The organism is Enterobacter sp. RHBSTW-00901, assembly GCF_014103115.1.
GTDB lineage: Bacteria > Pseudomonadota > Gammaproteobacteria > Enterobacterales > Enterobacteriaceae > Enterobacter > Enterobacter cloacae_P.
Genome location: NZ_JABXPB010000001.1, coordinates 4,440,650 through 4,462,907, shown reverse-complemented (window position 1 = coordinate 4,462,907; position 22,258 = coordinate 4,440,650). Strand labels below are relative to the sequence as shown.

Genomic DNA, 22,258 nt, shown 5'->3' with positions numbered 1-22,258 from the left:
GCACTGCGTTTACCCGACCGACAATGACACTACCGCCACGCGGGGTCTTTCCCCACTGCGTAACGCCCTGCCCCTAAAAACGCTATCGCGAGTGAACCCATAAAGAAGTAGACCAGGCTCTCCATCGCCCACGCGCCTACGGCGTCGAGCGCAAAGGTTTCACCCGTGCCCACCATCAGCCATGCCACCACCATCGTAAATGCCAGTACCAGCGCTGCGGGACGTGTAAGGAAACCAAGAATGATCAGGATCGGTGCCACGACTTCGCCAATCAAGACGCCATAAGCAATGAACCCCGGTAGCCCTTTTTCCACCAGCAAATGACTGATGAACCCAACGCCGCCCAATAATTTGTGTAATCCGTGAAACAACATCAGCCCGCCAACGGCAAGTCGTAACAAAAGTTTGCCAAGATCGTCGCACGCTAGCTTTTTATTAACAGCAATTAACAATGATTTAACCATTTGGAATGATTCCTGTTTTCACCCGAGGTATCACCAGATTATGTCGGATAATGACATCTGAAAAGCACCCGTTAATAGGGGGGATTTGGCAGGCAATACAGAGGCTTTCTTCTAAGCTTGTAAGCGATATGACAAAAAGGAGCGGGACACTCATGAAACAAACCGTGGCTGCATACATAGCAAAAACCCTCGAACAGGCTGGTGTAAAACGTATCTGGGGCGTCACTGGCGACTCCCTGAACGGACTCAGTGACAGTCTCAACAAGATGAAAACCATTGAATGGATGCCAACCCGTCATGAAGAGGTTGCCGCCTTTGCCGCCGGAGCCGAAGCGCAACTCACGGGTGAACTGGCCGTCTGTGCCGGGTCATGCGGGCCGGGAAACTTACACCTGATCAACGGCCTGTTTGACTGCCACCGCAACCATGTGCCGGTGCTGGCGATAGCGGCTCACATCCCCTCGACGGAAATCGGCAGCGGCTATTTTCAGGAGACCCATCCTCAGGAGCTGTTTCGTGAATGCAGCCACTACTGCGAGCTGGTTTCCACACCGGAGCAGATCCCTCAGGTACTGGCGATTGCGATGCGCAAAGCCGTACTGAACCGGGGAGTTTCCGTCGTGGTGTTGCCGGGCGATGTGGCACTCAGGGCAGCACCGGAAAGTGCCAGCAGCCACTGGTATCACGCGCCGCAGCCGGTGGTTACGCCCACCGAAGAGGAACTGAAAAAACTGGCGCAGTTGCTGCGTTACTCCAGCAACATCGCCCTGATGTGCGGCAGCGGCTGCGCGGGGGCACATCAGGAACTGCTGGCGTTTGCCGGTAAACTGAAATCCCCGATTGTCCACGCCCTGCGCGGCAAAGAACACGTGGAGTACGATAACCCGTACGATGTTGGCATGACCGGGCTGATTGGTTTTTCCAGCGGTTTCCACACCATGATGAACGCCGACACGCTCATTTTGCTCGGCACTCAATTCCCTTATCGTCCGTTCTACCCGACGGATGCCAAAATCATTCAGATTGATATCAACCCGGCCAGCATTGGCGCGCACAGCAAAGTCGATATGGCGCTGGTGGGTGACATCAAATCCACCCTGGCCGCCCTGCTGCCGCACCTTGAAGAAAAAACAGATCGGACATTCCTCGATAAAGCCCTGAGCGATTACCGCGATGCGCGTAAAGGCCTGGACGATCTCGCCAAACCGAGCGATAAGGCCATCCATCCGCAATACCTGGCACAGCAAATCAGCCATTTTGCTGACGACGACGCCATCTTTACCTGCGATGTGGGCACGCCAACCGTCTGGGCAGCGCGCTACCTGAAAATGAACGGTAAGCGCCGCCTGCTGGGCTCGTTTAACCACGGCTCAATGGCCAACGCCATGCCGCAGGCGCTGGGAGCGAAAGCCACCGCGCCAGAGCGTCAGGTGGTGGCAATGTGTGGCGACGGCGGGTTCAGCATGCTGATGGGTGATTTCCTGTCGGTGGTACAGATGAAGCTCCCGCTTAAAATCGTGGTCTTTAACAACAGTGTGCTGGGCTTCGTGGCGATGGAGATGAAGGCCGGTGGTTATCTCACCGACGGTACCGAACTGCACGATACCCATTTCGCCCGTATCGCTGAAGCGTGCGGCATCACCGGTATCCGCGTGGAAAAAGCCGCTGATGTGGACGAAGCGCTCCAGCGCGCCTTCACCATCGACGGACCGGTGCTGGTGGATGTGGTGGTCGCCAAAGAAGAGCTGGCAATCCCGCCGCAGATCAAGCTGGAGCAGGCCAAAGGATTTAGCCTCTACATGCTGCGCGCCATTATCAGCGGACGCGGTGATGAAGTGATCGAACTGGCAAAAACCAACTGGCTCAGGTAAAACATTTCACATGACCTCTGACATTAAAGGGATGTGAAATGATTGATTTACGCAGCGATACTGTTACCCGCCCGGGCCGTGCCATGCTCGAAGAGATGATGGCCGCCCCGGTCGGGGACGACGTCTATGGTGACGATCCAACCGTCAACGAACTGCAGCGTTATGCCGCAGAACTGAGCGGTAAAGAGGCCGCGCTGTTCCTGCCAACCGGCACCCAGGCGAACCTGGTGGGGCTACTCAGCCACTGTGAACGCGGTGAAGAGTATATCGTCGGCCAGGGTGCGCATAACTACCTGTATGAAGCGGGCGGCGCAGCGGTGCTCGGCAGCATTCAGCCACAGCCGATTGATGCCGCACCGGACGGCTCCCTGCCGCTCGATAAGGTCGCCGCAAAAATCAAAGCTGACGATATCCACTTCGCCCGTACAAAACTGCTCAGTCTGGAAAATACCCATAACGGCAAAGTGCTGCCGCGTGAGTATCTGAAAGCCGCATGGGAATTTACCCGCGAGCGCAAGCTGGGGCTGCACGTTGACGGCGCGCGCATCTTTAACGCCGTGGTGGAGTATGGCTGCGAGCTGAAAGAGATCACCCAATATTGTGACTCGTTCACCATTTGCCTCTCTAAAGGCCTGGGTACACCAGTAGGTTCCCTGCTGGTCGGCAATGCGGACTACATCAAACGCGCCAACCGCTGGCGTAAGATGACCGGCGGCGGAATGCGTCAGGCGGGGATTCTGGCGGCGGCAGGGTTATATGCCCTGAAAAGCAACGTGGCGCGCCTGAAGGACGATCACGACAACGCGGCATGGATGGCGACTCAATTGCGCGAAATCGGTGCCGACGTGATGCGTCACGACACCAATATGCTGTTTGTCCGCGTGGGTGACGAGCACGCTGCCGCGCTGGGTGAATTTATGAAAGCGCGTGGCGTGTTGATTAATGCCTCTCCGGTGGTGCGTCTGGTTATGCATCTCGATGTTAGCCGTGAACAGCTGTCAGAGGTGGTGAAACACTGGCAGGCATTTTTACAGCGTTAAGTAAGGAGCATAACGTGCCGCAACGTATTCTGGTGCTTGGTGCCAGTGGGTATATCGGTCAGCACCTGACGTCTGCGTTAAGCCAGCAGGGGCACCAGGTGCTGGCAGCGGCACGCAGCATTGAGCGCCTGCAAAAACAAAATTTGCCCGGCGTGACCTGTCACAGCGTCGATCTCAACTGGCCACAAGAACTTCCTGCCCTGCTGGAAGGGGTCGATACGCTTTACTACCTGGTCCACAGCATGGGTGAAGGTGGGAATTTTATTGCCCACGAGCGTCAGGTGGCAATGAACGTCCGTGACGCCCTGCGGCAAACGCCGGTAAAGCAGGTGATATTTTTAAGCTCGCTACAGGCTCCCGCAAATGAACAGTCCGATCACCTTCGCGCCCGCCAGCTCACGGCTGACACGTTGCGCAGCGCGAATATTCCCGTCACCGAACTACGGGCGGGGATCATCGTGGGAGCCGGTTCCGCCGCATTCGAAGTGATGCGCGATATGGTCTACAACCTGCCGATACTCACGCCACCGCGCTGGGTGCGCTCGCGCACCACGCCAATTGCGCTGGAGAATTTACGTCATTATCTGGTGGCGTTGCTGGATCACCCAACCGACACACATCGCGTACTGGAAGCCGCTGGCCCTGAAGTGCTGAGTTATCAGGAACAATTTGAACATTTCATGAACGTCAGTGGCCGCCGACGCTGGCTGGTCCCTATCCCCTTCCCGACCCGCTGGATCTCGGTCTGGTTTTTAAATGTTATTACCTCGGTGCCGCCAACCACCGCGAAAGCGCTGATCCAGGGGCTAAAGCACGATCTACTGGCAGACGATCGCGAACTGCGCGCGCTGATCCCACAGACGTTGATCCGCTTTGACGACGCGGTTCGCAACACGCTGAAAGAGGAAGAGAAACTGGTGAACTCCAGCGACTGGGGTTATGACGCACAGGCATTTGCCCGCTGGCGACCGGAGTATGGCTATTACCCAAAACAGGCAGGCTGCACGGTCAAAACCTCTGCCAGCCTCGCGGCGCTGTGGGAAGTCGTGAACCAGATTGGCGGTAAAGAGCGCTATTTCTTCGGCAATATCCTCTGGCAAACGCGTGGCGCGATGGATCTGCTCGTCGGCCATCGGCTGGCGAAAGGCCGTCCTGCTCACCCGTATCTTGAGGTGGGCGATACGGTCGACAGCTGGAAGGTGATTATCGTCGAGCCGGAAAAACAGCTGGCGCTGCTGTTCGGTATGAAAGCGCCAGGGCTGGGTCGACTCTGCTTTACCCTCAAAGACAAAGGCGACCACCGTGAACTGGATGTGCGCGCCTGGTGGCATCCTCACGGTATGCCGGGTCTGTTCTACTGGTTGTTCATGATCCCCGCGCACCTGTTTATCTTCCGCGGAATGGCCAAACGTATTGCGCAACTGGCAGCACAAAAGCAGGAAAAATGCTAAATAAAACTCTTATTCTTTCACCTTTCCCATTGCATAGCGCCGTAATTCACGAAAGAATGCGCACGAAATTCTTTTTCAACACAGTGGATTGATATGAAGGTACTGGTTACCGGGGCGACCAGCGGCTTAGGCCGAAATGCGGTCGAGTTTCTGCGCAACAAAGGCATCAGCGTCAGGGCGACCGGTCGCAATGAAGCAATGGGTAAACTTCTGCAAAAAATGGGTGCAGAATTTGTCCACGCCGACCTGACGGAGCTGGTTTCTTCTCAGGCAAAAGTGATGCTCGCCGGTATTGATACGCTGTGGCACTGCTCCAGTTTTACTTCCCCGTGGGGCACGCAGGAAGCCTTTGATCTCGCCAACGTGCGCGCCACGCGCCGTCTGGGCGAATGGGCCGTTGCATGGGGCGTACGTAACTTTATTCATATCTCTTCACCATCACTCTATTTCGACTATCACCACCACCGCGATATTCAGGAAGATTTCCGTCCGGCGCGTTTTGCCTGTGAGTTTGCCCGCAGCAAGGCGGCCAGCGAAGAGGTGATCGACCTGCTGGCGCAGTCGAACCCGCATACGCGGTTTACCGTGCTGCGTCCGCAAAGCCTGTTCGGCCCGCATGACAAAGTGTTTATCCCGCGTCTGGCGCAGATGATGCACCACTACGGTAGCGTGCTGCTGCCACGGGGTGGCGATGCGCTGGTGGATATGACTTATTACGAAAACGCCGTACACGCCATGTGGCTGGCGAGCCAGCCGGACTGCGATAAGCTGGTGTCAGGCCGCGCGTACAACATCACTAACGGCGAGTCCTGCACGCTACGCAGCATTGTGCAGCGGCTGATTGACGAGTTGCAGATCCACTGCCGTATTCGCTCTGTGCCCTACCCGATGCTGGATATGATCGCCCGCAGTATGGAGCGTTTTGGCAGTAAATCCGCCAAAGAGCCCGCGCTGACGCACTATGGCGTCTCAAAGCTCAACTTTGACTTTACGCTGGATATTTCACGCGCTGAGAACGAGCTGGGGTATAAACCGATTGTGACGCTGGATGAAGGGATTGTGCGCACGGCGGCGTGGTTACGCGATCACGGGAAATTGCACCGCTAAGAGACCCGGCCTCATGTAGGCCTGGTAAGCGCTACGCCATCCGGCAAAAGACAGGGAGTGCGACCTGATGTCCTCACCCTGCACCTCTCCCATAGGGGAAGAGGCAAAAAAATATTACGATAAAAAGAATAAGGCGTTGTCTGTTCCTCCGGCGATTTCGAAAACAAAAAAATGGTATCATTTCATCCTCTGCGATTCCGCAATAGAATTGATCGACATAATGATTTCACGTTATCCTGAACATGAATATTTATTCCCTAATCAGGGTTACGATCAAAAGGTCAAACGCTGGAAAGATAAATTAGCTTCTGGTTTGAATGGAAAACATTCACAGGGACCAACAAAACATATGTCCAGCGATATGCTGTCTGATAATATTGAACGCTTCTGTAAAAAACACCAGGTGATTAAATTTATCCCACGAGATTTCCGCCGAACGTTTAAGACTCTGGCTGGACAACTGAAAATCACAAAAGAAATTCGTGACAGAATACAGCACCATGCTTTACATGATGTTTCATCTGTACACTACGACAGATATGATTACAATGAAGAAAAATTAGAAGCGCTTTTAAAATTGGAAAGTAAACCGCATGAGTTAATGAAGTTCTAAATCAGTTATTCCACAGTAATTATCACCACCAGGAATGATATTCAATATATAATTCTCGGTGGTGATAATTTGATTTTTAGTTACTTTTCCCCACGTAATAAATGTGATCCCCCCCCCCAATTCTCATATGTAAAATGTATAATATCTTACAGCCAAAATGTCACTTAATTATTAACGATTCAACTAATGGAGAAGGAGAATATTATGGCGAGAGGATATTTTTTGACTGTGGGCTGTAAAACAACATGTGGTGGCTCAATCATTACAGGTTATGCGCAACATTCATTAACAGGGCAACCTACAGCCAGAAATGGAGATAAATACATATGTGGAGTTGATAAACAGGTTCATACTATTTTGGGCGGAATTCCGTTCTATTCTATAGATGGTGTAGCAGCAGCAGGGACTTTGCATAGTCGGGGAAGTTGTGATTGTAAATGTGAATTTATCCCTTCTGATTTTTCGATGTCTTATGATGATGAGCCTGTATCCAGACCTCAAAGACTTCAATCGTCCATATCAACCCCGATAGCACCAAAACCGGCGTCAACACCAACTTTCTCTCCTCAGCCACCAGCAGCCACACCTCCAAAACCAATTTACCCTGTGCCAGTAAAAGAGGAAGAACAACGCGAACCAGTAGATGCGGGATTTTGCGTATTACCCTATGAGGCTACTCCCTCAACATATGAATCTTATATTTTTGTTAATCCCCCGGAGGGAACGCATGAGCTGTATAAGAAATTAAATCCCGATATAAAGAAAAAACCTGGTTCAATTTTGATTATTGCAGATCCAGAAAAGCAGGATGCAGATCAAATCAAACATATCGAGAAAGCCAGAGATAGAATTGATAGTGCACTGGAATCATTAACATTAGATGAAGCAAGATTTTTGTATCAAAGCAGACATGTAATAGATATGTTTACTTCATATGGTTCTGACTATGGTGGCATTCTTAGTGACATGTCAGAAAAATATTTTGGAGAAATTGAAAATACATTAAATCAAATCCAGAATGCATATAAAAACCAATATGCAACGCATGGGGCATTAATTAGTGAGAAATTTTTTGTAGAACGAAAACAATTATTCAAAAAGCTGGATGGGATATTTTTTAAAATATTTAGGGAGCACATTGGTCTTGCTCAGTATGATGATATAAAAAAAGCACTAAGATTATCTTCGTCTTCAATTGTCCATAAATGGAATCAGACAGGGGTTAACGATATTGAAGGTTATGCAACATATATAGAAAAATCGGCAAAATTGGCTAAGCTAATGAAAACATTCAATGCAGTTAGTATTTGTCTATCAGCATTGAATGGTGCTAATTCTATTTATGATGCCTGTACAATTGGCAGAGATTGTGAAAAAACGGCTTATACCGAAATTGGCAAGTTTTCAGGAGGTTTGTTAGTTCCTGCGATGTTTAATGCTTCAATCGAGTCTGGTGCAACCGCAATATGTTCAGTAGTATTGACTGCATTAAGTGCTCCAGAGGGCGGCGTTGGAGGTATTGCTTGCGGGATCGTTGTACAGGCAGCGGCAGCATTTGGCGTAAGCAAGGCTGGAGAAAAGATAGGTGAAACATCCGGTGAGGTAATATACAATGCGACAAAATAAAACAGGGGAAAAGTAAGAGTTATTATTTTATCTATAGGGCATAGAGAGAAAATGATTAATAAATCATCAATTACTTTAAGTTTAATAGGTATAGTATTTTTAGGAGGTATAATTATATACATTCTAATGTTTATAGCCAATAGAAATTTTTATACTATATGTGATTTATATAAAAATAAATTTGGAAAGTTACCATTGAGTACAGATTTATTTTATACATCATCACCATTTTTTTAGCGGGATATAATATGAAGATGAGTTTCATATTATGGCCTATGTTATATAATAAAAAGTCCAAATATAGTGAAAATATTAATGATGTAGAGTTTATACGTTCGCTTCCTAAAAAACTCACCAGAATATACGTGATACATTTTTATTTTAGCATGATTATTGCCTTTTTCGCTTGTTCACTTGCGGTAATGTTATATGCAATAAAGTAAATGTTTCATCATACTGGTGATAATGGTATACACGAACTAAAACGGCAACCTTTCGGTTGCCGTTTGTTTTTACAGAGCCGTCCAGGCGTCAGACCATGCCAGACCTGCGCCTGGTTCATAGTATGCCGGGGCGTTGTTACACCAGCCGCTGTACGGGAACGGTTTGCACTGGAACAGTTTACCGTGGTTGTTCACGATATCACCTGCCTTGTACTTGCTGTTCGCGCTCCACGCTGCGTAAGAGCCGGAAGTGCCTTCGTCTTTCGACGGTGCGGCCGCTTTCGCTTTCACGTTCAGCAGATAGGTCGTCGTGCTGCTCAGTTCACCGTCGCTGACGGTCAGGCTCACTTCAATCTGCTGAGCCGTAGCAGACTCCGGAGCCGTGAAGGTGACAACCGCTTTGTCCTGGCCGGTCACCGTGGTGCCGTCCTGGGAACGCCAGGTGTAGGTCAGCGTGTTACCATCCGGATCGGTTGAACCTTCCGCACTCAGGGAAACCTGAGCACCGGCTTCAACCGCGCCGACCGGGCCGGCAATCTGCGCGACTGGCGCATGGTTTACCACCGCCGATTCAGCCGGGGTCTCGTCTGGCGTTGGCGTTGGCGTTGGTGCTGGCGTCTCGTCAGATGGCGCTGGTGTTACCGGTGTTTCATCAGCAGGCGTGACGGAAGAACCATCATCGTTGATGATGTTAACGTTGTAGAATTTCTTCACGCAGTTAGTGTAATCACCCTCTTTGAACGCGCTGAATGGCGTCTGGTAGCCCACCAGCTGGCAAGAGTACGTCTTGCCGTCTGGCGTGTCCGCGCTCCATCCCCAGTCCTGCTCCCAGTAGATCTTCAGCGCACCGGAACCCCCTTCATCAAACTGCTTCATGTTGGCACAACCCAGCACTTCATTAGCCGGAACAGGCACTTTCAGGTAGTTAGCAAACTCCTTGTAGTACTTGATACGGTTCTGGGACTGAGCGATTTCAGTCGGGCCGCCGCACTCTACGCCACCGTTGATGATCTGGGTAGTCACGCCGAAGCCCGGTACCAGACCGTTGGCTTTATCGTGATCGTTCGGCTGCCAGGTTCCGTCGATAACCTGAAGCATGCTTGGTTTTGGCGGCTGCGGATAGGCGAAGAAGAAGATGGCACTCGCCAGGTTCAGCCAGGTATCAGCCACCAGCTCCGGTTTGTCGAGCAGAGTGCGAACGGTACCGAACATCGCTTCAGAGAACGGACCGTAGTTGTAGTTGTAAGACAACTGTTTAGCACCGCGACCAAAGTAGCTCACAAAGTCGCCATCTTTGTCTTTACCGCACGGCCAGGTCTGGCCCTGCCAGATTTCCGGGTTACATTCGCCGTTGTAACCCCCTTTCTGCCCTTCACTCCAGCCCATCTCACGGACGTGAACCAGCGCCTGACGCCATTCAGCCTCCGGACGCCAGCTTTCATGGCCGCCGGTTTCCTGGGCAAAGTGCGCAAACATGGTTGCCAACTCTTTACGGCAAATCGCGTCGCTGTCGCGTCCGTCATTATAGGACTTACACAGCGCCGGGAATTTGCCCACCGCTTTCAGGAAGTTGCTGTAGGTGTAAGAGGCTGCGCGCATCGGGAACAGGTATTCCCAGTCGCTCTCTTTCACGATACCTTCAACACGTTTTACGTTATCCGGGTTAGCCGCGCGACCTGGTTCGATCATTTCAACCTGCGCGTTATCCAGCGTACGGATGGTGTCCTTTACGGAAGCCATTAGTGGGAAACTGGTCAGCTCATGTTCTTTTTTCGCCAGATCGCTGGCTTTCATGGTGTACGGTTCGCTGCTGGTCGCCTGCAGTGATGCAGCCTGAGCCATAAACGGAGCAATACATGCTCCTGCAACGAGTACGCTCAGAAGAGTCCTTTTAGTCATCTCAAATAATCCTGTTTTTAAGCAACAATGGTTAATGCAAACCCGGTTTATGTATTATTCCGTTAATAAATAAACCTGAGCGTGCAGTTCTTTTCATTTTCTGAAGAACACTGAACGGTATTCTTCAAAAAACAAAAATCAATATTCATAGGTACTACGCGGTTTTATTTCCTGATATTTACGCCAGACCTTATGGGCATAAATCATCCGCTGCGGATAATTTTCTTTTTTCAATCCGGCATTATAGGTGCCCACTGCTTCCCAGTTATAACCGTATACTTTAATCATATTTGATAATATTGAGGCACCCACCATAATGGAGGTGCAGGGCTCAGTTATCAGACGGCGCTCATCAATCCCATATCGCTGTAACTCTTCAAAATGCGTGCTATTAATTTGCATTAACCCTACATCATGTGAACCATCACGGTTCCAGCCGATAGCGTAAGGGTTCATACCCGACTCCACTTTCGCGATGGCAAATAATAAATACGGATCGACATGATAATAATACGCCGCTTTATCCCAGCAGTTTGCAAATACGCTTTGGCTAACTAACAGTAATAATAAAATTATGCGTTTCATTTCTGCACCTGTTTACGTTATATCCCATCCTCTCCTTGCGCACGTCACTGTTATTTTAGAATTGACCACACCCGAAGCGGGGTGTGGTCGGGTATTGCGGGCGAATATCGCGCCCGCAATTTTGGTTCAGAAGATTATTTGCAGTCCGCAGACGCGCCTTCTTTCACCCATACATCGCTGTTGCCTGGCTTATCACCACGGGTCCACCATTTCGCACGGTATACAGAACCCTGATACGTGGTGGTTTCACCGCCGTTATAAACGATGTCTGAACGCCAGTTCATTTTCACCTGGCTGACCAGTTCCCACGCGTCGGCACCAAAGCCAGGTTTGTTACCCTGAGTCCAGTACTTCGCTTTCCACACCAGGTTATCGCTGCTGACGGTATCGCCGCTGTTGTAAACCTTGCTGGCGGACCATGCCGCATATTTGCTGGCATTGGCGTCAACCGGGTTGTCACAGCTGCCTGTCGCAGAACCTTCGTCAGCTGGCGGTGTTACGTCATCAGTTGGCGGAGTCACGTCGTCAGAAGGTGGGGTAACGTCATCTGCTGGTGGGGTCACGTTATCTACGGCTTTCGGAGTCACGGTGACCTGTACGTTGGACTGTACGCTGGTCTTACCGTCAGAAACGATCACGCTCAGGGTGTAGCTGGAGTCTGAACTTACCTCTGGTGCCGTGATTGTGACGCTGGAGGTATCCGTACCGGTGGCATGCATATCGGCAGGAACGCTCCAGGAGTAGGTCAGCGCATCACCATCTGGATCCGCAGCCTGTGCGTTCAGGGTAAAGCTCTGGCCTGCTTCCAGGGTCACGGCTTCCATCTGGTTCACAACCGGTGCCTGGTTAGCTTTCGGCGCTTTGTTCACGACCTGTACGTCAACCGCATTGCTCAGCCCTTTCGCGTCAGTCACGGTCAGGCGGAAAGCCAGCGTCTGGTTGCTGGTGACAGCCGACACGTTGAAGGACGCTTTCGCTTTCGTGCTGTTGCTGATGGTTACCGATGGACCAGAGATCTGCGTCCATTTGTAGGTGATCGCATCACCATCCGGATCGGCAGAAGCGGAACCGTCCAGCGTTACGGTGGCCGGGCCAGTGACGGTCTGGTCAGCCACCGTCGCAACCGGTGCATGGTTAGTCACAACCGGATCAACCGGTGCAGAGCCACCCATCAGGCTTTCGTTCATCGCATTCAGAATATCGCCGTTATCCGAGTCGATAGACCAGGAGAACAGGCCGCCCAGGTGTTTCGACAGAACGTACTTACCTTTCGCGGTCGCCGAGCGGGTATCTTCATAGGAGATCAGATCGCCGGTGGATTTGTTAAAGACGTAAGGCGCTTCGGCGTCAGCGTCATAGCCATATTCCCAGCCAGGCTTGCCTTTGTATTCGTTGACAATCTGACGATAGTCAACCACGCCGGGTTCCCAGGTCCCCTTCACAGGACCTGTTGCGGTACCCGTGAACGGATTGTTACCCGTCTGGCCATGCACGCCGGTCCAGCCACGACCATACATCCCGGTCCCCACAACGATCTTACCTGGCTGTACGCCCTGTTGCAGCAGCGCATCCACACCATTAGCCGTGGTGTAGTTGGTATCCGGACGCCATGCCGGAGCATGCAGTGCCGCCTGATGGCCCAGTTCAGTGTTGCTCCACGCGCCATAGAAGTCATAGCTCATCAGGAAGATGTGATCGAGGTACTGCTGAGCGGTGGTGTAATCCACGTCGTCGATCTTATCTTTGCCGGAACCAATCGCCGTGGTCAGTTCATAGGTACGGCCTGTTTCCGTCGACAGCTCATTCAGCATTGCACGCAGATCGTGCATCAGGGCCGTGTAGGTTGCTTTATCCTGCTGAATGTTACCCAGCGTTTCATTCACGCCACCGCCGCCAGGGAATTCCCAGTCGATATCCACACCGTCAAAGAATTTCCAGGTTTTCAGGAAATCTTTCACAGAGGAGACAAAGCGCGCGCGAATAGCAGGATCGTTCATTTTGAAGAACGGATCGGACATGGTCCAGCCCCCGATAGATGGCAGGACTTTCAGGCCCGGGTGCGCTTTTTTCAGCGCCATCAGCTGACCGAAGTTACCTTTGTATGGGTCATCCCAGTTGGAGACGCCAGACTGTGGTTTCTGCAGGGCAGCCCACGGATCGTGGATCGCCACGGTATAATCCGGACGGCCTGCACAGGCACGCTGCAACGCCGCAAAGCTATTGCCATTTTCGACGGTTTTCAGGCCATCGTTGATACCGTCGCCGCCACAGACGGGAATAAAGCCGTACAGAATGTGGTTCAGGTTGGCGGCCGGGATTTTATCCACCGGGAAGTTACGACCGTACACACCCCATTCAGGGAAGTATGCACCAACCACTTTATCCGTATGCTGAGCGAAGGTTTTGTTGTTTTCCTGCAGCGGTGTATTCAACGGCAGCAAATGGCTACCGTCGGTGTCCGCGACAATAATCAGCTTACTGGCGCTTTTGGTGCAACCGCTGGCGTTACAGAGTTCAACCTGCTCCTGGTAACGACCACCTTTTTTCACCTTAAAGGTCGCAGAGCCAGAGGCACTGCCCGCACCAGACCACACGGTTTGCCCGTCCAGCAGCACTTTCGCTGACGTCGGTGCATCACCGCTCCAGACGTTCCACTCCACCTTCACATCCACGCCATCGTTATGTACTTTGACGAGGCTGTTATAGTCCTGCGCGGCCTGATCGACTTCAACGAGGGCAAACTTATCATTGCCGCTGCTAATAGTCGGTGTACCTGGCGCAGCTGCAAATGCAGAGCTGGTTGCCGCTGCAATAAAGAGCGCCAGATATTTCGGCTTCATAAATTTCATTTTTATTTCCTGATAAATTTATTCACAAAGATTCGATCCCATATCTTCCTTTAAAATATGGGGTACTTTTCGCATAACTTGCATTTAAACAAAATCATTTGTAACGCGTGATATTTCTCCATCAAAAGATAAAAGCCTGAATTCCGTTTGACTTATATCTGTCACGATACACTGAAAGAAAAGAGCCATCTTTTCATTTTCTCGTCGAAAAGATTTTTAAAAAAAACTTGACCTGAATATTCAAATAATGAAAGCGAACGATTGGCCCATAAATACCACTATTCCGGCAAATGCCAGATAAGGTCCGAAAGAAATAGCGTGGTTATTTTTATTTAAATTATTAAATGCAAAATAGCCGACAATACCGCTTAACGCGGCAGCTAACGCAATGACGGGTATCTCCTGCCAGCCGCACCAGGCACCTAACGCGGCCAGAAGCTTAAAGTCACCATACCCCAACCCCTCTTGCCCGGTTGTCAGACGAAACGTCCAGTACAGAAGCCAGAGCGAGAGGTAACCCACCACAGCCCCCAATAACGCATCGCGTAGCGGTAGCGCATGGTCAAATGCATGTATCAACAACCCCGCCCACAGTAGCGGCTGCGTCAGGCAATCCGGCAGAAGCTGATGCTGCCAGTCAATCATCGCCAGCGGCAGTAAAAAGGCCGCCAGCACCCAGATCGAGAACAATGCCTGAACGCCGGGTATGCACCAGGCCGTCAACCCCAAAAACAGCGCAGTAAAAAGTTCGATTAAAAATAACCGCAGTGGAATTGCCGTCTGGCAGCAGCGACAACGCCCGCGAAGCACCAGCCAGCTGATAAGCGGTATATTTTCCCACGCGTGAAGTGAATGCTGGCACACCGGACAGTGCGACGCAGGGAAAAGGAGATTGCCGCAGTTTTCCTCATCCATCACCATTCCCGGCACACGCTCTGCGACCACGCCAAGAAAGCTCCCCAGGATCGCGCCGAGTCCTCCGCTCATGACAGCAAACCCGACAGGATAGCTCTCCCGCGCGAGTATCAGCGTATTCATACTGCCTTTTTCCAGGTCAACTGGATTTCGGCTTTAACATCGCTGAGATGATCCACCGGTGTGAGATTCATTTTCTGTAGCCTTACGCCCGACGTCAGATTGATCTCTCGCAACCAGTTTTTTAATTCATAAACGTTAACCCGGTTAATGGCAAATGCCAGCGTCTGACCATCCTGGCGGACATCCGTCAGCGTTAAGTTAATCTCGTGCGCACTGTTCTCCACCACACTACGTGGATTATCTGTTTTAATTTTTTGTACCGGGAGATGATGCCTGTCAATTTCTGCTTTCATCCAGTTCAGCGTTTCTGTTTGTCGTGCCAGTACCGACTGACTCTCTTTAATCATCGTATCCAGTGGGATCACCCCGGCGTAATAAACAACAGCACTACATATTGCAGCCAAACATATTTTTAATATTGCTTTTTCTCTGGCGCTGTAATTCTGGTAACGAGATTTGAGCTGTGTGATTCGTGCCTTCATTTATATTTCCCTGTGATCATGGCGGTATACGGCGCATCCTTTGAAATCGGATGTAAAGAGAAATCAAAATGCGTACCGGCCTGATGAATAAAATCCTGTAATGCCTGAGCGTTTTGCGCCCTGACGCTCAGCGTCAATGCACCTTGCGCGTCATCGTATTCAAGCAGATTAATTTCCATCGCCGGGACGGACTGCCGGGCTTTTTCCAGCGCGTCCAGCTGAAGGAAAATCCCCTTTCTCTGCTTCTTCATGTTCTGACCAAAGTGGTATTTGATGTTGGTCTGCTGTCGCATGCTGGGGAAGTGGTGCTGATAAAGCTGCACGATCGCCTCCTGAACCTGGTTTTCCTGCTGCACCAGCGTCCACGCCATTGCAATACGCGGCCCTGACAACAAGCCAAGCGAGAGAAGGCCCATTGCCACGAAAGCGGCTTTTAGCCCTTTCGTCGCCCCGCGGTTTGCCGCTTTAGCGCTAAAGGCACCGTGCAGGAGATTGACTCGGCAGTTTTGCCACTGCGGCTGGATCAACACTAACGGGTGCTGCCACGCCAGCTGTTCATCCGCCTCAACACCGGCAGGGATGTCACCATAGCAGCACACCTCTCCTTCACCGGTTTTTTGCATGAGCAGCGGCAGCAGGCTCGCCTCAACGTTACAGGCGGTATGGGGGGATAAGCGCAGCCAGTAGTTTTCCTCCAGCGCGATAAGCGTACTTCCACCTGCGGCCACAGGCAGCAACCAGGCATCCGGCAATACCTGAATGACCTTCAGGCCCGCCTCATGAAAACGGGCCAGCCACTGATGCAAGATCCCGGTATCAATGGCCACCGCATCCACTTCGCCCCCCTTCTTGTGGAGTACCGTCCAGTGAAGATTATCCACCTCGCCAATCAGCGTCTCCTCCGCCATCCACGAGAACGCCGTCGCCTGCGACGCCACTTTTTTCGGCAGCGTAAAGTGACGGAAGATCATCTCGCTGGCAGGCAACAGCAAACAGACGCGGGATGCCAGCGGGTGTTCAGCAAGGATCGTCAGTGCCTCCTGGCTGTCCAGCGTTGTCACCTGCTGGCTGCCGGAGTCACACCACCCGATTTTCCCGTCCTCACGGCTGTCGGGACGAATAAAAAGTACCTGTTTCATAGCGTTCTACTTTTCTTATTCAATCATTCGGTAACGACGTTGCCACGTCACAATTTCACCCGCTTCGTTATTCACCTGAAGCTGGCTCACCATGCGAAGCGTTAGCTCATCGGTATTGCCGGTATAGTTGACGCGGAAATACCGACTATTGATGGCGAGCTGTTCTGCCACCTGCGGTAACTCATCTTTCAACTGCGGGAAAGCCTGTTCCAGCGCTTTGCTGAACGTTTCCATACTTTCCCAGCCGGTTTCAGGACGCGAAGCGATCAGGCGAGCGGCATCGTCTTCATTTATTTTTCCAGGAAACATGGCGGCCAGTACGGCGGCCTGTTCCGGTTTAAGGGTATTCACATCCACCTTGCTGGCCGTGTCCGGCAGCGCGCATAACAGCTTGCTCACTTTCGGGTACGCTGCGGCGGGAAACGCAGGTAACAGCTTTATCTCTGCAATGGTGCGCATCATCTGGTTTGCCGGCAGGCGGGCAGGCACAACAGCCGCCCAGGCATCCGTCTCTGCTCCCTCTTTAGCCGTCGTCGTATCGCCATCCAGGTAATCCACCAGCTGCAGATAGATCTCTTCGGCCGTGGTCTGGCTGATACCGCTGTCCGTCAAAACGTGTTCGACAATCTGTTCCTTGCGCGGTTTTTCCGGCACGGCAGGGGCATTTTGCCCCTGAGCAATCTTGTCTGCGGCAAGCAGGTTATTAACGTTGAAGCAGTCCTGCGCATCCTCCACCTGGCTTACCACCGTATAATCATCGCCCTGAGTTTCCAGCGGCTGATGCCAGTCACCGTCAGGCGCGAGCGCTTTGCTTTCACCGCTGGCATCGGTCTGCAGCCGGTTTTTCACCACCTTTTCCTGCTCCTGCATCGCCCAGCGCAACTGCTGCTGGCTCACCTGATAGTGGGTTTTCTGCAGGTTGCGACAGAACTGCTGGCTAATTTTGGCCGCCAGTGCCGACATCATGACCAGCAGGATCAGCACAACTAACAGGGCAACCCCTTTCTGTTTATACGATCGCCTCATGGTTTGACTTCCGGTGCCGGGGCTGGCGCATCTGTTCTCTCTTTTGGTGCGCTGACAGAGGCCTCTGGCCTATCTCCGGGAGTGGTAAACACCCATCGCCAGGTGTCACCGTTTTCCATGGTGAGCGTCAGCTCCACGCCATCCGGTTGATGGGCACTGTCCGTCCAGCTTTTCAGCCAGCCGTTGCGATAAAAGCGCCATTGCAGTGATTTCACCTCTCTGACAATCGGCACCTCTTCCGGTTTGACGTCCGCAGGGCTATCAATGGCTGGCCAGACATCCCGATACAAGCGACCTTCGTCCAGCCGCCAGCGCACGCGCTCCAGCTGAACAGTTCCACTCACCCCGTTCAGGGTCGTCAGTTCAATGGCATCGCCATCCTGACGAAACAGATCCGGTTCATTACGCGGCGCACGCGCCTGGAGCTGGAAAAAATCGCGCTCCATCAGGCTCCAGGCACGCTGAAGCTGGTTGAGCTTCGCCGCGCTGGCATCGGTTGCCGAGCTGGTGCGCATCGCCCCGTCCAGGATTTGCCAGGCCAGGGTGCTGATCACCGCAAAAATGGTCAGCGCAATCATGATCTCCAGCAGGGTAAATCCTCGCTGGCGTCGGGTCTTATTCACTTGCTCTCTCCCGGCGGGATGATCTGCAGCGCGATAACTGGCTGGCTTTCATCGCCTTCCGCATAAACGCGGATCGTGTTCGCCCAACCGTTGTTGGCCGTTTTCACCCGCTGTTTGCGCCAGTTCCAGCTGCGTCCCCCCATGATTTCCGTTCCCTGCTCTTCGGCATCAGGGAAATCGCTTTTGGTCAGTTGGGCTTCCGCGAGCTGGTTTTCCGCGACCCAACTGGCCTGCAGCGTATCGGCCAGACCGTGGGTGAAGCGTACGTTCAGGGAAACCGAGTTCATCAGCGCCAGCGCGGCGGTGGAGAAGATGACCAGCGCCACCATCACTTCCAGCAGCGTCATCCCGTGTTGCTTAACCTTGCCTTTAGTCATCGTTCTCTACCGATACCGGGGCAGCACCTTGCGACACCACGCGAAAGTGATGCTGTTTGTCGTAGCTTTGCAGCGTCAGCGTAAAGCGGCTGATCTCACCATCAGGCAAAAAGACCACCTGCGGTTCGGCCTCTGGCGTCGCCGCCAGACGCTGTGGAGAAAGCGAAACATGCATCTCTTCCGGAAAATCGCCGTTGGTGGTAATCCGTCCGGCGGATAACGGTACCCAGTGGCGTTCGCCGTTTTTATCTTCAGGCGTGACCAGCTGATACTTATCCGCCGTCAGTACCAGACCCACGATATTTCCGTCCATCACGGCGCGGTCTGAACCATAATCAACAAGGGCTTTTAATTGCTGGCCAAATATATCCGCACCGCTGCGTGACGGTATTGTTGACACCACCATCATGGCGCAACTGGCAAATATCACCAGCGCCAGAATAATTTCCAGCAACGTAAAGCCACGTTGTTTTTTCATTATTTATCTTTTTTATCCAGTGACCAGTTGGTGATGTCATCTGCAGTATTTGCTTCACCATCCGGACCAGCGGAAAATACATCTACCGCACCATGTTCACCCGGGCTCACCATCAGATAATCATTACCCCACGGGTCCTGCGGCAGGCGGCGAATATAGCCATCTGCGCGGTAACCGTTCGGAACTGGCGCGATTTCAGGTTTGGTCACCAGCGCCTGAAGCCCCTGCTCCGTGGTCGGATAGCGGTGGTTATCCAGCTTATACATATCCAGAGAACCTTCGAGGGCGACAATATCGCTGGTTGCTTTTTGTGCATCCGCTTTTTCTTTGTTACCCATTAAATTAGGCACCACCATACTCGCCAGTACACCGAGAATAACAATGACCACCATTAATTCGAGCAATGTGAAGCCCGCCTGGTGAGCCAGGTGTTTTCTTTTTATAGCCATGATTTAACCTACCATATTATTAAGTTGCAGAAGCGGTTGTAATATTGACAGGACGATGAATAAAACAATCGTCGCCATTGATACCACCAGCGCCGGTTCAAATACCGACAGTGTTAATGTAATGCGATGCTGTAAGGCCGATTCCTGGTTTTCCGCCGCGCGATCCATTAAATTGCCTAATTCACCGCTCTCTTCACCGGAGGCAATCATATACAACATGGTGGGTGGAAAGAGTTTCGCCTGTTCCAGCGCCGCATATAATGATGCCCCCTGGCGCACAGTATCCGCCGCCTGCTCCAGCACCTGCCGGGCATAAAGGTTTTCGATACCGTCCATCGCGATATACATCCCTTCCAGCAGCGGCACGCTGCTTGCCTGCAGAATACTCAGCGTGCGGATATAGCGGGCGCTGTTGATGGCGCACACCAGCTTTTTGATCGGCGAACCATTCACCAGCCAGCTGTTCCATTTGAAGCGGTTTTTGGCATTTCTGAGCCAGGCCCTGAAGCCGACGAAACCACCACCCAACACGCCGACAATGTAAATGCCATACGCCTGCAGGAAATCGCTCACCGCAATCAGCGTGCGGGTGGTAATGGGCAGTTGCTGTTTCATGTGGGTGAACTGTTCAATCACCTGCGGCACCACCGCCACCAGCAAAATGCTGATCACCGCGATGGCCACAACGGTCAACGTAATCGGATAGACCATTGCCTGCGTCAGCTTGCTTTTCATCTTCTGGCGCTGCTCGTTGTACTCCGCCAGTTTTTCCAGCACATCGCCCAGATGACCGGTTTTTTCACCGGCCATCACCAGCGTACAGTAGAGTTTGTCGAAGGTGCGGGGAAACTGGCTGAATGCGTCGAACAGGGTGTGTCCTTCCACGACTTTCTCGCGGATCTCCACCACCATCGCCGCCAGCTTTTTATCTTCCGTCTGCTTAGAAATGGCCTTCAGCGCGCTCTCCAGCGGCAGCGCGGCATTGACCAGCGTCGACAGCTGACGGGTAAACATCGACAACACCGGCGTGGAGAGCTTTGTGCCCGTTTTCGCCTTGCCAGACTCCGCTTTCTCACGGGTTTCGGTGATGCTGACGGGCATAAGCTTCTGCTCACGCAGCCACTGGCGAACCTGCTTTTGCCCTTCGGCCTGCTGAGTACCGCGCCGTGTTTTACCTGCCGCATCCGTCGCCGTCCACGCGTAGAGGGCCATTACTCATCCCCTCCGCGTTCGGCGGTGACGCGCATCACCTCTTCCAGAGAGGTCACGCCGCTGATGACTTTCATCAGCCCGTTTTCACGCAGGCTGTAGGCCTGCTTAAAGAGCTGTGTCTCGATGGACATTTCATCTTTATCTTCATGAATGGCCCGGCGCATGGCGGTATCGACAACCAAAAACTCGTGGATCCCCGCACGCCCCTGATACCCACTCTGACGGCAATGTTCGCAGCCCACGGCGCGATAAATCGCGTGTGGTGGTGTGTCCATGAAGCTGAACAGTGCCTTTTCATTGTCATCCAGCGGACTGGTGGTTCGGCAATGGATACACAACCGACGCACCAGACGCTGGGCAATGACACCGAGCAACGATGATCCAATTAAAAACGACTCCAGACCCATATCACGCAAACGGGTAATCGCCCCTGCGGCGCTGTTGGTGTGCAGCGTAGACATGACCAGGTGACCGGTGAGCGACGCCTGCACCGCAATTTGCGCGGTTTCCCCGTCACGAATTTCGCCGATCATCACCACGTCCGGGTCCTGACGCAAAATGGCGCGCAGCCCGCGGGCAAAGGTCATGTCCACGCGCGGGTTAACCTGCGTCTGCCCCACCCCTTCCAGCTCATACTCGATCGGGTCTTCCACGGTCAGAATGTTACGTTCGTGTCCGTTAAGCGCCGACAGAATGGCGTACAGGGTGGTACTTTTCCCGGAGCCAGTCGGCCCGGTGACCAGGATAATGCCGTGCGGACGGTCAATCAGTCCTTTTAACCTCTCCAGCTCTTCGTCAATCAGGCCGAGCTTATTAATATCCGGCTTCAGGTTACTTTTATCGAGCAAGCGCATAACCACCCGCTCGCCATACTGTGACGGAATGGTCGACACACGCACATCGATCGCCTTGCGGCCAATGCGCAGTGAAATACGACCATCCTGCGGCAGACGCTTTTCGGCGATGTCCAGTTTTGACATCACCTTGATACGCGACACCAGCAGCGGCGCGAGTTTGCGCGCAGGCTGTAGCACCGGGCGCAGCACGCCGTCGACGCGAAAACGGATGCTCAGCGTGCGCTCGAAGGTTTCGATATGAATATCCGATGCCCCCTCTTTCACCGCCTCGCCGAGAATGGCGTTAATCAGGCGGATCACCGGTGAGTTTTCGTCGTTATCCAGCAGATCCTCGTTATCGGGGATCTCCTCGGTGAGCGCCATGAGATCAATATCCGCATCCATGTCATCCACCAGCTGTTGGGACACACCGCTGCTTTGCTGCCAGATTTTTGCCAGCATCTCCTCGAACGCCTCAGGCGTCAGGATCACCGGGATAAAGGCGCGCCCCAGCACCCGGCGCATTTCCAGCAGGGCAAACGCTGGCGCATCGTCACGAATATAGACATCGTTTTGGTAAAACAGGATGCCGTTATCCTTTGCGTAGCTACTGCTACAGAGCGCGTTACTCAGCTCGTCCACGTTGCACC

The 22,258-nt window shown here is 52.5% G+C and carries 19 protein-coding genes and 1 pseudogene; 6 read left to right on the top strand and 14 right to left on the bottom strand.

Going from position 1 to position 22,258, the window contains the following annotated elements; translation table 11 throughout:
* Window positions 1–29 precede the first annotated feature (29 nt).
* The gene (locus tag HV318_RS21530; protein WP_182274353.1) at window positions 30–464 is read right to left on the bottom strand and encodes a DoxX family protein; all 435 of its coding nucleotides are present in this window, start codon (window positions 462–464) and stop codon (window positions 30–32) included.
* Between the two features lie 152 nt (window positions 465–616).
* Here HV318_RS21530 and poxB point away from each other — a divergent pair, with 152 nt between their 5' ends.
* The 6 genes and pseudogenes from poxB (at window position 617) to HV318_RS21500 (ending at window position 8,172) form a co-directional block, all read left to right on the top strand.
* On the top strand, window positions 617–2,335 hold the full coding sequence (gene poxB, locus HV318_RS21525; protein WP_182274352.1) for a ubiquinone-dependent pyruvate dehydrogenase: 1,719 nt from the start codon (window positions 617–619) through the stop codon (window positions 2,333–2,335).
* Between the two features lie 38 nt (window positions 2,336–2,373).
* On the top strand, window positions 2,374–3,375 hold the full coding sequence (ltaE, locus tag HV318_RS21520; RefSeq protein WP_182274351.1) for a low-specificity L-threonine aldolase: 1,002 nt from the start codon (window positions 2,374–2,376) through the stop codon (window positions 3,373–3,375).
* A gap of 14 nt (window positions 3,376–3,389) precedes the next feature.
* Window positions 3,390–4,826 (top strand): SDR family oxidoreductase, encoded by a 1,437-nt coding sequence (locus tag HV318_RS21515; RefSeq protein WP_182274350.1) that lies wholly within the window; start codon window positions 3,390–3,392, stop codon window positions 4,824–4,826.
* Between the two features lie 93 nt (window positions 4,827–4,919).
* Entirely contained in the window at window positions 4,920–5,933 is a 1,014-nt protein-coding gene (locus HV318_RS21510; RefSeq protein WP_182274349.1) for a 3-beta-hydroxysteroid dehydrogenase, read from the top strand.
* A gap of 412 nt (window positions 5,934–6,345) precedes the next feature.
* Window positions 6,346–6,546: pseudogene (locus tag HV318_RS24395) on the top strand (hypothetical protein); the annotation flags it as partial.
* A gap of 204 nt (window positions 6,547–6,750) precedes the next feature.
* Window positions 6,751–8,172 carry a PAAR domain-containing protein gene (locus HV318_RS21500; protein WP_182274347.1) on the top strand — a complete coding sequence of 474 codons (1,422 nt, stop codon included), beginning with the start codon at window positions 6,751–6,753 and terminating at the stop codon, window positions 8,170–8,172.
* A gap of 512 nt (window positions 8,173–8,684) precedes the next feature.
* Here the strand turns inward: HV318_RS21500 and HV318_RS21495 are convergent.
* From HV318_RS21495 to gspE, 13 genes are all read right to left on the bottom strand, one after another.
* Window positions 8,685–10,514, bottom strand: a complete 1,830-nt coding sequence (locus tag HV318_RS21495; protein ID WP_182274346.1) for a glycoside hydrolase family 19 protein — start codon at window positions 10,512–10,514, stop codon at window positions 8,685–8,687.
* A gap of 138 nt (window positions 10,515–10,652) precedes the next feature.
* Window positions 10,653–11,099 (bottom strand): type III secretion system invasion protein IagB, encoded by a 447-nt coding sequence (gene iagB, locus HV318_RS21490; protein ID WP_182274345.1) that lies wholly within the window; start codon window positions 11,097–11,099, stop codon window positions 10,653–10,655.
* Between the two features lie 134 nt (window positions 11,100–11,233).
* On the bottom strand, window positions 11,234–13,948 hold the full coding sequence (locus HV318_RS21485) for a glycosyl hydrolase family 18 protein (RefSeq protein ID WP_182274344.1): 2,715 nt from the start codon (window positions 13,946–13,948) through the stop codon (window positions 11,234–11,236).
* A 240-nt stretch (window positions 13,949–14,188) separates the two neighbouring features.
* Window positions 14,189–14,986: a prepilin peptidase gene (locus HV318_RS21480; protein WP_182274343.1), complete on the bottom strand. Its 798-nt coding sequence runs from the start codon at window positions 14,984–14,986 to the stop codon at window positions 14,189–14,191.
* Window positions 14,983–15,468 carry a type II secretion system protein M gene (locus HV318_RS21475; protein WP_182274342.1) on the bottom strand — a complete coding sequence of 162 codons (486 nt, stop codon included), beginning with the start codon at window positions 15,466–15,468 and terminating at the stop codon, window positions 14,983–14,985. Before HV318_RS21475 ends, HV318_RS21480 begins: the two co-directional genes overlap by 4 nt.
* Window positions 15,465–16,607: a type II secretion system protein GspL gene (gene gspL, locus HV318_RS21470; RefSeq protein ID WP_182274341.1), complete on the bottom strand. Its 1,143-nt coding sequence runs from the start codon at window positions 16,605–16,607 to the stop codon at window positions 15,465–15,467. The genes HV318_RS21475 and gspL overlap by 4 nt, the downstream gene beginning before the upstream one ends.
* A gap of 15 nt (window positions 16,608–16,622) precedes the next feature.
* Window positions 16,623–17,633, bottom strand: coding sequence for a type II secretion system minor pseudopilin GspK (gene gspK, locus HV318_RS21465; RefSeq protein ID WP_182274340.1), 1,011 nt, complete (start codon window positions 17,631–17,633; stop codon window positions 16,623–16,625).
* The gene (gspJ, locus tag HV318_RS21460; RefSeq protein ID WP_182274339.1) at window positions 17,630–18,256 is read right to left on the bottom strand and encodes a type II secretion system minor pseudopilin GspJ; all 627 of its coding nucleotides are present in this window, start codon (window positions 18,254–18,256) and stop codon (window positions 17,630–17,632) included. Before gspJ ends, gspK begins: the two co-directional genes overlap by 4 nt.
* Window positions 18,253–18,633, bottom strand: a complete 381-nt coding sequence (gene gspI, locus HV318_RS21455; RefSeq protein ID WP_182274338.1) for a type II secretion system minor pseudopilin GspI — start codon at window positions 18,631–18,633, stop codon at window positions 18,253–18,255. Before gspI ends, gspJ begins: the two co-directional genes overlap by 4 nt.
* On the bottom strand, window positions 18,626–19,111 hold the full coding sequence (gspH, locus tag HV318_RS21450; protein ID WP_182274337.1) for a type II secretion system minor pseudopilin GspH: 486 nt from the start codon (window positions 19,109–19,111) through the stop codon (window positions 18,626–18,628). The genes gspI and gspH overlap by 8 nt, the downstream gene beginning before the upstream one ends.
* Window positions 19,111–19,560 (bottom strand): type II secretion system major pseudopilin GspG, encoded by a 450-nt coding sequence (gene gspG / locus HV318_RS21445; RefSeq protein WP_182274336.1) that lies wholly within the window; start codon window positions 19,558–19,560, stop codon window positions 19,111–19,113. Before gspG ends, gspH begins: the two co-directional genes overlap by 1 nt.
* A 3-nt stretch (window positions 19,561–19,563) precedes the next feature.
* Complete coding sequence (gene gspF / locus HV318_RS21440; protein WP_182274335.1) at window positions 19,564–20,772, bottom strand: type II secretion system inner membrane protein GspF; 1,209 nt, start codon at window positions 20,770–20,772, stop codon at window positions 19,564–19,566.
* Window positions 20,772–22,250 (bottom strand): type II secretion system ATPase GspE, encoded by a 1,479-nt coding sequence (gene gspE / locus HV318_RS21435; protein WP_182274334.1) that lies wholly within the window; start codon window positions 22,248–22,250, stop codon window positions 20,772–20,774. The genes gspF and gspE overlap by 1 nt, the downstream gene beginning before the upstream one ends.
* Window positions 22,251–22,258: the final 8 nt, after the last annotated feature.

Bases quoted from the DNA above. Each gene is read 5' to 3' on its own strand.
- HV318_RS21530 (WP_182274353.1), bottom strand. From the start codon at position 464: ATGGTTAAATCATTGTTAATTGCTGTTAATAAAAAGCTAGCGTGCGAC.
- poxB (WP_182274352.1), top strand. From the start codon at position 617: ATGAAACAAACCGTGGCTGCATACATAGCAAAAACCCTCGAACAGGCT.
- ltaE (WP_182274351.1), top strand. From the start codon at position 2,374: ATGATTGATTTACGCAGCGATACTGTTACCCGCCCGGGCCGTGCCATG.
- HV318_RS21510 (WP_182274349.1), top strand. From the start codon at position 4,920: ATGAAGGTACTGGTTACCGGGGCGACCAGCGGCTTAGGCCGAAATGCG.
- HV318_RS21500 (WP_182274347.1), top strand. From the start codon at position 6,751: ATGGCGAGAGGATATTTTTTGACTGTGGGCTGTAAAACAACATGTGGT.
- HV318_RS21495 (WP_182274346.1), bottom strand. From the start codon at position 10,514: ATGACTAAAAGGACTCTTCTGAGCGTACTCGTTGCAGGAGCATGTATT.
- iagB (WP_182274345.1), bottom strand. From the start codon at position 11,099: ATGAAACGCATAATTTTATTATTACTGTTAGTTAGCCAAAGCGTATTT.
- HV318_RS21485 (WP_182274344.1), bottom strand. From the start codon at position 13,948: ATGAAATTTATGAAGCCGAAATATCTGGCGCTCTTTATTGCAGCGGCA.
- HV318_RS21480 (WP_182274343.1), bottom strand. From the start codon at position 14,986: ATGAATACGCTGATACTCGCGCGGGAGAGCTATCCTGTCGGGTTTGCT.
- HV318_RS21475 (WP_182274342.1), bottom strand. From the start codon at position 15,468: ATGAAGGCACGAATCACACAGCTCAAATCTCGTTACCAGAATTACAGC.
- gspL (WP_182274341.1), bottom strand. From the start codon at position 16,607: ATGAAACAGGTACTTTTTATTCGTCCCGACAGCCGTGAGGACGGGAAA.
- gspK (WP_182274340.1), bottom strand. From the start codon at position 17,633: ATGAGGCGATCGTATAAACAGAAAGGGGTTGCCCTGTTAGTTGTGCTG.
- gspI (WP_182274338.1), bottom strand. From the start codon at position 18,633: ATGACTAAAGGCAAGGTTAAGCAACACGGGATGACGCTGCTGGAAGTG.
- gspH (WP_182274337.1), bottom strand. From the start codon at position 19,111: ATGAAAAAACAACGTGGCTTTACGTTGCTGGAAATTATTCTGGCGCTG.
- gspG (WP_182274336.1), bottom strand. From the start codon at position 19,560: ATGGCTATAAAAAGAAAACACCTGGCTCACCAGGCGGGCTTCACATTG.
- gspF (WP_182274335.1), bottom strand. From the start codon at position 20,772: ATGGCCCTCTACGCGTGGACGGCGACGGATGCGGCAGGTAAAACACGG.